Source organism: Clostridium puniceum (genome assembly GCF_002006345.1).
Classification (GTDB): Bacteria; Bacillota; Clostridia; order Clostridiales; family Clostridiaceae; genus Clostridium; species Clostridium puniceum.
Genome location: NZ_LZZM01000009.1, coordinates 1 through 12,828, shown reverse-complemented (window position 1 = coordinate 12,828; position 12,828 = coordinate 1). Strand labels below are relative to the sequence as shown.

General features: G+C 27.3%; 14 protein-coding genes and 2 pseudogenes. 9 read left to right on the top strand and 7 right to left on the bottom strand.

Annotated elements, in window-relative coordinates; genetic code table 11:
• The first annotated feature begins 388 nt into the window (after positions 1 to 388).
• From CLPUN_RS27370 to CLPUN_RS00540, 3 genes are all read left to right on the top strand, one after another.
• Entirely contained in the window at positions 389 to 535 is a 147-nt protein-coding gene (locus CLPUN_RS27370; protein ID WP_158078663.1) for a hypothetical protein, read from the top strand.
• Positions 536 to 723: 188 nt separating this feature from the next.
• A complete protein-coding gene (locus CLPUN_RS00545; RefSeq protein WP_077845439.1) occupies positions 724 to 1,131 on the top strand; it encodes a bacteriohemerythrin in 408 nt (135 codons plus the stop codon).
• 193 nt (positions 1,132 to 1,324) lie between these two features.
• Positions 1,325 to 2,530: an IS701 family transposase gene (locus tag CLPUN_RS00540; RefSeq protein ID WP_077845438.1), complete on the top strand. Its 1,206-nt coding sequence runs from the start codon at positions 1,325 to 1,327 to the stop codon at positions 2,528 to 2,530.
• A 1,177-nt stretch (positions 2,531 to 3,707) separates the two neighbouring features.
• Here the strand turns inward: CLPUN_RS00540 and CLPUN_RS27920 are convergent.
• The 4 genes from CLPUN_RS27920 to CLPUN_RS00520 form a co-directional block, all read right to left on the bottom strand.
• Positions 3,708 to 3,860 (bottom strand): hypothetical protein, encoded by a 153-nt coding sequence (locus CLPUN_RS27920; RefSeq protein ID WP_198944263.1) that lies wholly within the window; start codon positions 3,858 to 3,860, stop codon positions 3,708 to 3,710.
• 22 nt (positions 3,861 to 3,882) lie between these two features.
• On the bottom strand, positions 3,883 to 4,026 hold the full coding sequence (locus CLPUN_RS27365; protein WP_158078662.1) for a hypothetical protein: 144 nt from the start codon (positions 4,024 to 4,026) through the stop codon (positions 3,883 to 3,885).
• A gap of 388 nt (positions 4,027 to 4,414) precedes the next feature.
• Positions 4,415 to 4,990 (bottom strand): IS3 family transposase, encoded by a 576-nt coding sequence (locus tag CLPUN_RS00525; RefSeq protein WP_077845436.1) that lies wholly within the window; start codon positions 4,988 to 4,990, stop codon positions 4,415 to 4,417.
• An 889-nt stretch (positions 4,991 to 5,879) separates the two neighbouring features.
• Positions 5,880 to 6,257 (bottom strand): pyridoxamine 5'-phosphate oxidase family protein, encoded by a 378-nt coding sequence (locus tag CLPUN_RS00520; RefSeq protein ID WP_077845435.1) that lies wholly within the window; start codon positions 6,255 to 6,257, stop codon positions 5,880 to 5,882.
• A 239-nt stretch (positions 6,258 to 6,496) separates the two neighbouring features.
• Between CLPUN_RS00520 and CLPUN_RS00515 the strand changes: the two genes are divergently transcribed.
• Positions 6,497 to 7,000, top strand: coding sequence for an RrF2 family transcriptional regulator (locus CLPUN_RS00515; protein WP_077845434.1), 504 nt, complete (start codon positions 6,497 to 6,499; stop codon positions 6,998 to 7,000).
• 357 nt (positions 7,001 to 7,357) lie between these two features.
• On the opposite strand, the gene CLPUN_RS00510 is transcribed toward CLPUN_RS00515, so the two are convergent.
• On the bottom strand, positions 7,358 to 7,687 hold the full coding sequence (locus CLPUN_RS00510) for an SH3 domain-containing protein (protein WP_077845433.1): 330 nt from the start codon (positions 7,685 to 7,687) through the stop codon (positions 7,358 to 7,360).
• Positions 7,688 to 7,911: 224 nt separating this feature from the next.
• On the opposite strand from CLPUN_RS00510, the pseudogene CLPUN_RS28390 reads away from it, so the two are divergent.
• The 4 genes and pseudogenes from CLPUN_RS28390 to CLPUN_RS29070 all read left to right on the top strand — a co-directional run.
• Positions 7,912 to 8,232, top strand: a pseudogene (locus CLPUN_RS28390) (helix-turn-helix transcriptional regulator); the annotation flags it as partial.
• Positions 8,233 to 8,247: 15 nt separating this feature from the next.
• Positions 8,248 to 8,598, top strand: coding sequence for a WCX domain-containing protein (locus tag CLPUN_RS28385; RefSeq protein WP_479723530.1), 351 nt, complete (start codon positions 8,248 to 8,250; stop codon positions 8,596 to 8,598).
• 48 nt (positions 8,599 to 8,646) lie between these two features.
• On the top strand, positions 8,647 to 8,955 hold the full coding sequence (locus tag CLPUN_RS28380; RefSeq protein ID WP_242954004.1) for a DJ-1/PfpI family protein: 309 nt from the start codon (positions 8,647 to 8,649) through the stop codon (positions 8,953 to 8,955).
• 13 nt (positions 8,956 to 8,968) lie between these two features.
• Entirely contained in the window at positions 8,969 to 9,103 is a 135-nt protein-coding gene (locus tag CLPUN_RS29070; RefSeq protein ID WP_278281591.1) for a hypothetical protein, read from the top strand.
• A 253-nt stretch (positions 9,104 to 9,356) separates the two neighbouring features.
• Here the strand turns inward: CLPUN_RS29070 and CLPUN_RS00495 are convergent, their stop codons facing one another.
• On the bottom strand, positions 9,357 to 9,632 hold the full coding sequence (locus CLPUN_RS00495) for a hypothetical protein (RefSeq protein WP_077845432.1): 276 nt from the start codon (positions 9,630 to 9,632) through the stop codon (positions 9,357 to 9,359).
• A 140-nt stretch (positions 9,633 to 9,772) separates the two neighbouring features.
• Entirely contained in the window at positions 9,773 to 11,806 is a 2,034-nt protein-coding gene (locus CLPUN_RS00490) for a Na+/H+ antiporter (protein ID WP_077845431.1), read from the bottom strand.
• A gap of 741 nt (positions 11,807 to 12,547) precedes the next feature.
• Here CLPUN_RS00490 and CLPUN_RS28325 point away from each other — a divergent pair.
• Positions 12,548 to 12,828 (top strand): annotated as a pseudogene (locus CLPUN_RS28325) (IS4 family transposase); the annotation flags it as partial.

Below are 12,828 nucleotides of genomic sequence, written 5' to 3'. Positions count from 1 at the left end.
AGATATTGTTAATCTTTATAATTTTGTGAAACAAAGAAATATTGATGAATTATTAAAAGAGAAGAATAAACAAAATGAAGTTAAGAAATCATGGAAACAAAGAATAATAGAGAGTTTTGAAAGAAATAGAAGAAGAAGCATATAATAGCAAGAGAATATATGTTATGAAAAGATTAGCAAATAAAGATAAGAATTTTATTCTTCTAAGGTTGGAAAGAACCATTTATAGGTTGACATTTATACTATGGGTTAGAAGTAGAATATTAAAGTACATTTAATTAACAAGGTAGGCAATATTTACTAAGATATAATTCAGCTATGTCAGTAATATTTTGTTTGTCCTATTTCGATACGGCTAACTATACCTTAAAACGTGTCCACAGTCTTAGTGAGTATATACTTAGCAATACAAATAGGTTTAGATGACAGACAACTTAGAAATTATAAAAAATTAACAGATTTGATTCCAGAATTACAACAAATAATTGAGAATGGTTATCGAAAAGATCATAATACAATTAATGATGTTTATTGATAAAAATAATTATATAAAATTAATTAATGACAAAATGTAAAGTGTGAATAATAAAATATATAGATATTATGTAAATTTTTGTAGAAATAAAAATAAGAAAATATTGAAGTAAAAAAGAGGCGTTTTAATAAAAATGTAGAAATATATATAAAAGATATTAACTATAATTTATGAGAGGTGTGATTTATATGGGGTTAAATTGGGACAATAATTTATCTACAGGAATTAACAGTATTGACAATCAACACAAGGAATTATTCGATCGCATTAATCAATTATTACTTGCTATGAAAGAAGGGAAAGCTAAAGGTGAAATTATTAAAACGCTAGATTTTCTTGAAGAGTATGTAATTAAACATTTTACAGAAGAAGAAATAATTCAAAAGAAGAATGATTATCCTAAATATAATATACAACATGAGCAACACGAACAATTTAAAAATGAACTGAAAAAATTAAGAGAAACTTTTGATTCAAAGGGAACATCTGCATTATTAGTTCTAAATGTTCAAAAAGAAATGTCAACTTGGTGGAAAAATCATATAACTGGATTAGATAAGGATTTAGGTGAATTTTTAGTAGCAAATAATAAATAGATTAAAAAAACAATAGGGTTATGAAGTGAATGCTTTGTAACCTTATTGTTTTATAGATGGTGAACAATAATATTATAGCTATAAACGAGCGCTTTCACATCCAATAAATTACCAACAATAAAAAATAGAACATTTATGAAATCATTTGTTATAATTAGGTTCTGACACAAAACATAACAAGGAGATATCATAAATGTTCATTGGCTCAATTATAACAAATTCATCATCTATAATCAAATTCTTAAAAGAATCAAGACTTGCAATTTATTTTACTAAGCCGCAGCTTCATATTATAGCTCTTATTATGAGTGCTATGATAAAAAAAGGATTTGTAGGTAAAGTTACTGATGTAGCCGACCTTATGCCTTTTAGGCATAGGACGAATATAGGAAAATTCTTATCTAAAAGTCCTTGGAATGAAGACTTTATTGAAAGAGCACTCCGTAATTTGGTTATAAAAAAGATTTGGGAAGTTTCTAAAGCAACTAATAATCCTATCTATGTTGCTATCGATGATACTATTTCAGAAAGGACCGTGCCCTCGTCAAAGGCACTAAAACCTATTGAAAAGTGTAGTTTTCACAATTCTCATTTAAAACATAAAACTGTTTACGGACATCAATTAGTAACTGTTATGCTTATTTGTGATGATATTGTTACACCATACTCAATCTCTATTTACGATAAAAAAATCAAGAGTAAAATTCAAATGGCTATTGAGCTTATAAATTCTTTGCCATCTCCAATAAATGAAGGCTATGTTTTGTGTGATAGCTGGTATAGTAGTAAAAAGATTTTTAAAGCTTCTGAAAAGACCGGTTTCAAATATGTAGGAGGTCTACGCACTAATAGAGTAATTTATCCTACTAATTATGAAAGGCTTGGAATTAAGCTTAACGCTTTCGGAAAAACACTAACTAAAGAGGATGTCGACCTAGTCAAAGTTGGTAACTCAGAGTATTATGTATATTCCTATAAAGGAAAGCTAAATGATTTAAAAGAAGCCTTAATAGTTCTAAGCTGGCCTAAAGAAGCTCTTTTTAAAGATGGATGTTTAAGAGCTTTTATAAGCCCTGATTCCAACATGCCATTATTGGAATTGCTAAACCACTACAAACATAGATGGCCTATAGAAATTTTCTTTAGAGAATCTAAGAAAAAACTAGGCTTAGATGATTATCAAATTCGCAGTGAAAAAAGTATAAAAAGATATCTGCTTATTATGATGATTACCTATGTTTATTGTGGATTAGAAGTATCCGAAGATACCTTAAAATTTAGCAATGGACTGAAAACTGCTAGAGCTCAATTAGAGGCTGAAAAAATTACTTTTATTTATGAAAAAACTCAAGCTGGAGAGCCTCTTGATGCCATTTTAGAGCTTTTTAATGCTGCATAGGTATCTTTTTAGTTATTGGACTGGAAATATTTGTTTGTGATTTCGCTCGTTTATAGTTATAGGACAAAAATGTAAAAAAATGTCAAGATGTAAACGGGAGATTATTTTATATATATGTTCTAAAAAATTTTGTTCATTAAGATTTAATTTCTATATTAGAGTGATTGGATAAGACAACCAACTAAATTATGAACTTTCTTAATTAGAACTTATATATAAAGAAAGATTATAATATATTGAAACAACAATTGAGAGGAGATTTAGAAATAGAAAAGAATGACTAAATAGTGTTTTAGAAGTTTTGAACGGTATACCGCATGCATTTTTTATGATATGCAACAATATGCTTGTCTAAATTTTGAGAAACAATAATAACAAATTTGTTATTAGGTGAAAGAGTATTCAACATTTTATTTAGAATAGACTTTCTTAAACGTATATTATATTTTAATTGAAAAAATTTGAAACTATCCACAATAATTACTTTTTACATAATTTATTTAGAAAATATTTATAGATTATAAACCATATAGAATTATTTAGCAAAACAAACCGTAATACAAATAATATTAAAATTTTACATAAAAATACATATTGTTAAACAAAAATAAAAAAGGACAGCCTGCTAGGGTGTAACAGACTATCCTAAATACTGGTTAATACGATTTGTATTTTGTAATGGAGTAAATAATAATGTTCAATTACTATATTTTTATTATAAGTGAGTATTGTGACAAGATTATGTCAGATAGGTTGACTTAATATAAATATAATATTAAATAAAATTAATGTAATGTTATTGCTGAAAAATAGTATATAAATTATAATTATATTATTGTGATTTTAGATATAGAAAGACAGAGGATTATAAATCATGGAAATAAAAATTGAAATTCCAATATTTAAGATATTAGCTATAATAAGTTCAGGTGTATTAGGTTATTTAGTTGGATTATTTATATATAGCTAAAAATAGTAAAATAAAATTAAACATCAAGGCTAGGAATATAAAGATTTCTTGGTCTTATTTTTTGCCTTTAAATAAAATAACTGCTAATAATTTTATAAGATGATCGTGCAATACTAGCTAAATTGCATAAATCAGCTACTGGATAGTCGTTTTCCTCATGTAATTATTTTATAGAAATATATTTATATTCTTGAAGTATTCTAGTATTTATCGCCTTCTTTCTACTTCCTTCAATTTTTTTAAGAAATCAATCTCCATCTTTAAACGTGTATTTTCTGATTCGATAAGTTTCAATTGTGCAGATAATTTTTCCCATTCAGTAAGCTCAGCAGCTTCTTTACGCTTACCGCAACGGTCCATTAGTGCCTCATAGCCATTAGCTTCATATTTTCATTACCCATGTATAAACTTGTTGATAAGAAACTTTACATTTATCAGCAGTGGCTTGATAATCATCATTATTCGAAATGCAGAATGCAACAATATCAGTTCTTTCTTTATAAGTAGTTTTTCGTCCATTAGTCATAATTCTATTCCCTTGCTTATTATGAGATTTAAATGTTTTATGACTATTATACTTCTAATCCATTGTTGAAGAATACTATGTGAAGAAATATTGTATTTGCTACAAATTTCAAACAAAGAGCCTATTCCGTTAAGATAATCTGTTATAGCTTGATACTTAAGTTCTATAGGGTAAAATGTATTTTTTGTCGTAGTTTTAAGTCCCTCAGCACCATGTAGCTTAAATTTACTACCCCATTGATCAAATGATTTTTTCGTTACATTTAACTCATAACATATTTGGGTAGAACTTTTATTCCCACAAAGATAACCATCAACAGCTTCAAGTTTTTGACCTTGATTTTCTTCCCATAAAAATATACTCCCTTCATAATGACAGTTTTATTATTTTAACTGTATACTATAAAGAGAGAATACCACTTCTGATATCTTTGATTGTTGTAATAATCTATATAATCAGTGATTGCTGTTTCTAGTTCCTTATATGAATTGAATTTTTTGAAGTAATACATTTCAGATTTTAACATGCCCCAAAATGCTTCCATCGGAGCGTTGTGGATGCAACGTGCTACCCTAGACATGCTTTGAGTCATATCTGCATCATCTAACTTTTCCTTAAATTTTTTTGAGGTATATTGAAAGCCTCGGTCACTGTGAAACAGTGGCTTTGCATCAGGATACTGCTCATGAGCTATGTCAAATGTTAAAAAAACAAGAGCATTATTATTAGAATGGCCAATTACAAATGATACAATACTTTTATCAGCAAGGTCTAGTATAGCACTTAGATAAGCCTTACCTCCAATTCCATACTTCATCTCAGTTACATCTGTAAGCCATTTTTCACCAAATTTGTCAGAATTAAAATTCCTATTTAAAGTATTTTCTGTTGTTACTCGAGGTATTGTTTTCTTGTAATTCTTTTTCTTTCTGCGACAAACAGATTTTAAATTTAGAATTGACATAAAAAATACTTCTCCTTATGATAGACATTTTATTATTTTATGTGTCTACCATAAGGGGAGCATATCAAGAAGTAATCCACTACTGCTTATTTTATGTTCAAAATTTAGAAATCAATCTACATAATAATTGTAAAACATATATTTATATGCATAAAAAGAATTATATGTAAAATATTTATTTTTAGGAATTATTTTATTTATTTGGAGCAATATGTATTTATTTTAGTATAGGCATTGTGATAGTATTTTATATGTTTAATAGAACAATAAAATATAAAGTAAACAACAGAATGTAATTTATGTAAGAAGGTGATGTAATAAATATTATAGATAAGTTTATATTAGAATTACATGGAAGGTATTTAGATTGGGTTAGACAAAGTAATATAGATGATAATATAAATAATTACATATTTTACTATAAGCATATTGCAAAAGTAAATATATTTTAATTTAATAGTGCCCCTCCTATATTCGGAGGATTTTTCACAGAAAGGATGACACTACAAGTCCCCAATTAGTTACGAAGTTTTCCCTAAATGAATTTTTAAGAATGCACAACTTACAAAATATGTTATAGTTAATGAACAAATAAAAATTATTGTGGAGTAACCATATACCTAGGATTAGTTACGGTACACCGTACTATAAATTAAGAAGAATTTTTTATAAAAGAGATATTTAAATAAGAACTAAAATAGATTTAATGTTAAAAAACAGATTTAATATGCAAAAATATATGATGAATAGAAATATTAAATTATTAATCGTATAGAATACTATATAAAAAAAATAAACCTCTGAGATACAATAGGTTGATTAACTCTATAATATACCTCAAAGGCTTATTTATGTATGTATATTAAAATCGGTTAATAACACTCAAAATCTAAAGCATTTGTTTTGCAGATATAACTGTTATCTCTAATACTCTAGTTAAAAAAGAGAATTTTTCTTTCATCATGTCAAATTCTGAACCTGAATTAAGGTATTTTGCAGTACCATTAATCACGAATCCTGTTCCTTGGTAATCTTTATACCCCAAAACTTCTCTACTACCTAAAGCTATCTTTATTTTATTATTTTGATTTACATTTTTTTCTGTTTTATTCATTGCATATGCAGGAATTAAAATTCTTTCATCATCTGTCACAACTAAATATGAGTTCCAAGTGTTAACCACATGAGGTCCTTCAGTTGCTCCCCATGATATTATTGAAACCACTCCCTCATTTTTTAATACATCATAAAATTTTTCTGTAATCATTATACAATTCCTCCTAAAAATTCATTAAATAATATATAAGAAATATATATCACATATATTATAGATAGCTATTATCTGTAATATATTATATCTTTGCTTTTTTGAAAAGTCAACAACTAATAGATACATTGTAGATAAATATTATCCATATTTCTATTCTATAGATATTGACTAATAAAAAACAATAAAGTATTATGTCAGAAGAACATTTATTTATATTGAGTAGGAGGATGATTTTATTGCAATTTTCTATAGGAGTAGAGTATGCATTGCATTGTTTATTATATATGGTTGATATTCCATCGGGAAAATCTGTTGGGATTAAAGATTTAGCAACATATCAAGGAGTGTCAGAAACTTATCTATCAAAAGTATATACAAAATTAAGAAAATCAGGCATCGTGAAGTCAATTCCAGGTGTTAATGGAGGCTATGCATTAGCACGTAGTTCAGAAAATATAACATTTTGGGACATAGTTGAAGCAGTAGAAGGAAATTCGCCATTATTTCAATGTGCAGAGATTAGACAAAATGAGTTATTATTAGATAAGAATAACTTACCTGATACACATACAAAATGCCCTTGTTTGATAAAAGTTGTAATGTTAGAAGCAGAAGACCAGATGAGACAGTATTTGAAGAATAAGACTTTAGGTTGGCTGCATGAACAAGTAAAGAATAAGATTCCTGAAGAACATAGCAAAACAACGCTTGAATGGTTTAATAATATTAAATCAAGGTAATTTTAGCATTATTATGAATGATGATTAATTTTTAATTTAATTCACAATTTTCTTTAATCATGAATTATCAATAATATTGTTCATTGACATAGCCAATAAAAAAGAAGAATCATATAAAAATATAACGCAACTTAAAAAAACATTTCTTGAGAGAAAACATGCAACTTACTATATATTATATTAAACAGTTTTTAATAAATACGAGTAATATTTTGATTAAAACATAAATAAAAACAATAACTAGAGATGCAGACGTTTTTACCTTTGAATACAGATAAGAAAGAATCCTTGTAAAGAAATTAAAAAGAGGCATGAAAGCCTCTTTTAACATTCCAAATCCAAACATCCATTTTTATTTTAATTTATGTCTATATAATTACTATCTACAAATCCTATTTTACTTTCTCCTTTGTAAGTAAATGATATATGATACCATGCACCATCTGTGCCAATTATTTTAACTTTAGTACCTTTATCGAGATAAGCAATGTCGGTTGATGAAACACTAGCTAATTTACGAACAGTTAATGAACTACAATTAACTTTTCCATATATTGCGCTCTTAGAGGCTTGGCTTACTATTGAATAATCTGGCTGGCTAATTTCTGCAGCGTTTGCAGATATAGTAGGAATACTAGCTAATAACATAGCACTACATAATGCTAAACTTAATATTTTTTTACACATATATTTCTTCACCTCATTCTAAAATTATATTTGGATTTGATTCATATTTATTATAATATCAATTTACATAATTGTAAAACTATGTAAATTGATGTGGATAAATATAAACAAGCTTTAGAGTTAATTCTTATGAAATATATTCCACATTCTAACAATTGCTCAAGTTGACTCCCAATATATATTTAATCTTATTTTTATAAGTGTGAAGAAATTTAAATGGGCTGATGAGTATTGATGAAAGTGCTGATTTAACAAATTTAATGGCTAAATTAATCCCAGAAGAGACAAGCACCATATTTTCAGAAAGTGATTATGTAATTGATTTGTCCTCATGGTTTCAAGACAGTATTACACAAGAAAAGGTATCTGACTTGCATAAGGCAATTAAAAATCAAAACTGTATTTATCTAGAATATATCTCAAAGAGATCACGTTCAGCAAGAATTATTCAACCTCATAAACTTGTTTTTAAGCAATAATACTGGTATTTATATGCTTTTTGTGAGGATAAGCATGAGTTCCGTTTGTTTAAAATCAACCGCATTGTTGATCTGAAAATTATGGATGAAAATTTCAATTGTAAGGTAGTTGAAAGAATAAATTTTAGAAACAATTTTAGTGTTGGTTTGTTTTCGTCACAAGATCCTACTAAATTGTTTGAAGTTGTACTAGAATATGATGTTACTAATGAATTCGTTCTAACAGATAAGATAGATGCGAAATTTTTTCATAGGATCAACAGTGCAAAAGAAAAGGGACAGATTATATTTTCTGTTTCTGATTTAGAATGGGCTACTAATTTAGTTTTCAGTTTGCAAGATAAAGTTAAAGTTATAACACCCTTTGAACTAAAAGAAGCAATAAAAACAAGAATAAAAAGAATGAATGAACTCTATAAAGATTATATATAGATGTCATCTTTTTCGTTGTAAACTATATATACGAGAGGAAGTGTTACAATGAAAAAAGAAATACTTGTGTTCATTTTTGATGGATATGCAGATTGGGAAAGTGCTTATATTTGTTCAGAACTCAATGGAGCAGAAACGGATTATATTGTAAAAACTATAAGTATTGATAAAGAACCTAAAGTTTCTATGGGAGGTTTTAGAATCATACCTGATTATTCTGTAATTGATCATCCAAAGAACTTCGAGATGCTACTTTTGATTGGTGGTTATGCTTGGAGTGAACAGAAAAACAATGCTATTAAACCAGTAGTTGAGCATGCTGTTCAAAATCATATTCACAGTAGTAGCAATTTGTAATGCAACTAATTTTATGGCAGAGGACGGATATTTGGATAATATCAAACATTTAGGCAATACATTGGAGTATATGAAGTCACAAGCACCACACTACAAGGTGATAGCAATTTTATTGAGAGACAAGCAGTTTGTGATTCTGGTATCATAACTGCAAATGGTACGGCTGCTTTAGAATTCGCTAAGGAAATTATGTTGTATTTGAATGTTAAGACTGTAGAAGAAATTGATGAATGGTATAGATTTAAAAAATTAGGTTTTTATCAAATATAAAATGCGATAAATGAAATTTTATAGCAATATAAAAAATGCAGGTTAAATATAAATCAACCTGCATTTAGATAGATATTAATGAATTAACTATGAATCGTTAATTTTAACCTTTGTATAAGTTGTTGAATAAGTCATATAATTATAATTAAAAAATAATATTTAATATTATTTACAATCCTCAATTCATAATCAAATCTTTCTTTTAAGTCCTTTTTAGTTGTTTTTTCAACAGTTCCTAAGTCACCAACAAAATTAGTAACACGATCTAAATATAAAGTATCATCATTTGAACTTTTATATAAGTCATATTCTCCAATATAGGGGTAATCCTCGAGCCAATTTATATAAGATTTAACTTTTTCTAAATTATCTATACATTCAATTCTTATTTGTTTCCAATTACTCAAAATGAAGGATTATAAGTACTTAAGTTATCCATTATTTCTAAGAAGGAAATAAGAATACACAAAAATATTTACAGCCTCCATAATATATTAGAAAAGCTATGCTATCGTTTTTTTAATCACCAGTTAATATTCTTATTAAATTATTCAACATGCTTATACAAAATTACACTTTCAATATAATTTATGTATCTTCTTAATTCATTTGATTGTTCTCTAGTAATTTCTCCTGATTCATACATATTGCGAACCTCTGAACGCTCTATATCCATAGCTTTTATTCTCAATTCTTCTTTTTGTTTTATACTTTCCTCGTTATATTTAACTATTGTTCCTTTTAATTTATTAATCATGGTTCTATAATGTAAAATCACCTCATGTGCAACGTCTGACCCATTATGACTTTTTAGATATTCCTCTAAGGATTCAATTGCAGCTTGAAAGGATTTTAGTTGAATATCTTTTACTAAGCTTAAATTATTTAGCTTAATTTCTTTTCGTCTGCGGTATTTTCCATAAAAAATCTTCGTCGCTCTCAGTAATTTTCTTATAAGAAAAATGGTATCTTGACTAGGATTTCTTAGAAGTGCTTCTTCTCTATAATCAAAAGATTTATCAAGTGTCTTAAAAACTTCTTCATCCATTTCATTTTTATTGATTAATTCATGGATATATTTCCGTTCTGCTTTTAACGCTATTAATTGTATTTCAACTATTTCTTTTTGATTGAAATTTTCCTTGCTTGCGTTTGAAGCTTGCTCAAATCTGAAGTTGTGATATATATGTTTATATTCATTAATTAACTCATAAGCTACTGCTTCATTTTTATCATTTATTTCTGACTCAATAGCTTTAATACTAGCCAATAAAAGTTTATTTTTTGCCTCAATTGGGTTTTTATCAGTAATTTTTTTCTCTTCTTCTGATTCTTCTTTACATAAAAATGGCAAGAACACAGTTGCTGAGATTAATGTAAATAATATTACACCAGCAGTTAAAAAAAGGATCAATGATCGTTCTGGAAATACTTTTCCATTATCCAAGAAAAAAGGAATTGATAGAACTCCAGCCATTGTAACCGTACCTCTAACACCGGTTAAACTAGTTAATAAAGCTATATTTATATTAGGCCTTTCAATATCTTTACTTTTATTGAAACGATATTCATAAAAAGCAGAAATATAAGACCAAACAAAACGAATTGTTAAAATAACAAATCCAATGGCAATAACATATCCAATGGCCTTTAAATTTCCTATATTCGGATCAGCTATGGTTTCACTCATGGATAGAGGTATATTTAATCCCAATAATAGAAACACAATTCCATTTAACACAAATAAAATAATAGACCATATATTTTCTGTAAGTACTTGCTCTTCAGCTATACTAGTTTCAAATCTCTTACTAATTAAGGAATGAATAATACCTGCAACTACTACTGCAATTACTCCAGATGCATGAAAAAGTTCTTCAGTAACTATAAAAATCCCAAAGGGAGCCAATATCTGTAACAAAGAGTGAAAGATAACATCATTTATTCCGTCTTTACGCAAATTAAACCTTATTAGTGTTAAAAGTAAAGCAAAAATCAAACCTAAAGCTGCCCCCGCTAAAAATACATACGAAAAATTTAAAATTGCTTCTCTTAATGAAAAATAACTAGTTACTACAGCAGCTATAGCGTAATTAAAGGCTACTATACCTGATGCATCATTTATCAAAGATTCTCCTTTAACAAGATTTAGTACTTTTTCAGGAATATGAATTCGCTTTGCAATTCCACTCACAGCTACTGGATCGGTTGGTGATAAGATAGCAGCTAATGCAAATGCAGCTGCTAGAGGAATTTCTGGTATCATCCAATGAATAAAATATCCTCCTCCAATAGTTGTTAATAAAACTAATATTAAAGAATTTCCAAATATTGAACGCCTCATTTTCCATAGTTCTTCTCTCGGAAAATGTTTTCCATCATTATATAAAATCGGCGCTACAAATAAAAGAAAAAACCATTCCTCTTTTAGTTCAAAAGAATTATGTTGAAAAATAAATGCGATAATTACCCCCAAAACAATTTGAGTTAAAGCTGTAGGTATAGATGGTATATAGTGACTAGTGATATTTGAAATTAATAAACACACCATTAACAATAGTATGGTCATTAGTAAATCCATTTCATATCCCCTTCCTTTGTATATTTTAAAGTATATGTTGTTAATATTATAACTCTGCTATAACATTTTTATAAACTCAGCTTTAAAAAACATCCTTACTTCTATTTTATCTGATAAATATAAAAAAGAAAATTATTTAATTATATAAGTTCTAATTAATAAATTTCATTCTCTTAAAAGTTAGCCTGCTTGCAATTATTAAAAGTACAGAATCAGTTTGAATGAATAAACTTTTTTTAAAACATATATATAATAAAAAAGGCAGAGCCGAAGCTTCACCAGTTTATTTTGCAATTTTATTTTAACATTAGGTTGTTGAGTAAACAAAATTTGTAAATAAATAAGTCATTCCTTTGTGATATAATAATTTCGCTAGAAACCCAAATACATCACATAAGGAATTGCTTAAATATGATTATATCACCAAAGATTAAAAGCGAAAATGATAATTTTTAAATTTTTGAAGCTGTTAAAATTGCATTTATTAAACTAAATTCAAATATTAAAAATACTAATAAAGGCCGACCACGTAAGTATTCAGACGAACAGATAATTGCTTGTATGTTATATGGTGTTAAACATAGTACATTCACTCTAAGCGAACTTGAATATGAAATAAAAAAAGATTATGTGTTTCAAACTATAATTAATCTTAATCAAGTACCTGACTTAAGGACAGTGAAAAGGATAAGTTAGCCAAGGATTAAATTACCAGAAAAAAAGTATAGAAAAAACATAGCCATGCCCTATTATATAAGTCTAATACCACTCAAACCTTATAAAAAGGGGGAAAACGGCTATGCTAAACAATCAAGAATATATAGATTTTTTTCATCTTCACCAATCAATTCTGATTATGTATATGGATTTTTCATAGAAGAAGTCATTAAAAAATACGTCAAGCGAAGCAGAGATAGAAAAATAATCATAATATTTGACCATACAACTCTTGATGATAGATTTCTTATATTACAATTTTCGTTAAAGGTTGGAAAAAGAGCAATCCCTTTATGGTATAAAAT

Excerpts from the sequence above, each read along its gene's own strand:
- CLPUN_RS00525 (WP_077845436.1), bottom strand. The coding sequence starts at position 4,990 with ATGTCAATTCTAAATTTAAAATCTGTTTGTCGCAGAAAGAAAAAGAAT.
- CLPUN_RS00540 (WP_077845438.1), top strand. The coding sequence starts at position 1,325 with ATGTTCATTGGCTCAATTATAACAAATTCATCATCTATAATCAAATTC.
- CLPUN_RS27920 (WP_198944263.1), bottom strand. The coding sequence starts at position 3,860 with ATGGACCGTTGCGGTAAGCGTAAAGAAGCTGCTGAGCTTACTGAATGG.
- CLPUN_RS28380 (WP_242954004.1), top strand. The coding sequence starts at position 8,647 with ATGAAAAAAGAAATACTTGTGTTCATTTTTGATGGATATGCAGATTGG.
- CLPUN_RS00520 (WP_077845435.1), bottom strand. The coding sequence starts at position 6,257 with ATGATTACAGAAAAATTTTATGATGTATTAAAAAATGAGGGAGTGGTT.
- CLPUN_RS00510 (WP_077845433.1), bottom strand. The coding sequence starts at position 7,687 with ATGTGTAAAAAAATATTAAGTTTAGCATTATGTAGTGCTATGTTATTA.
- CLPUN_RS27365 (WP_158078662.1), bottom strand. The coding sequence starts at position 4,026 with ATGACTAATGGACGAAAAACTACTTATAAAGAAAGAACTGATATTGTT.
- CLPUN_RS28385 (WP_479723530.1), top strand. The coding sequence starts at position 8,248 with ATGGATGAAAATTTCAATTGTAAGGTAGTTGAAAGAATAAATTTTAGA.
- CLPUN_RS00545 (WP_077845439.1), top strand. The coding sequence starts at position 724 with ATGGGGTTAAATTGGGACAATAATTTATCTACAGGAATTAACAGTATT.
- CLPUN_RS29070 (WP_278281591.1), top strand. The coding sequence starts at position 8,969 with ATGGCAGAGGACGGATATTTGGATAATATCAAACATTTAGGCAATACA.
- CLPUN_RS00490 (WP_077845431.1), bottom strand. The coding sequence starts at position 11,806 with ATGGATTTACTAATGACCATACTATTGTTAATGGTGTGTTTATTAATT.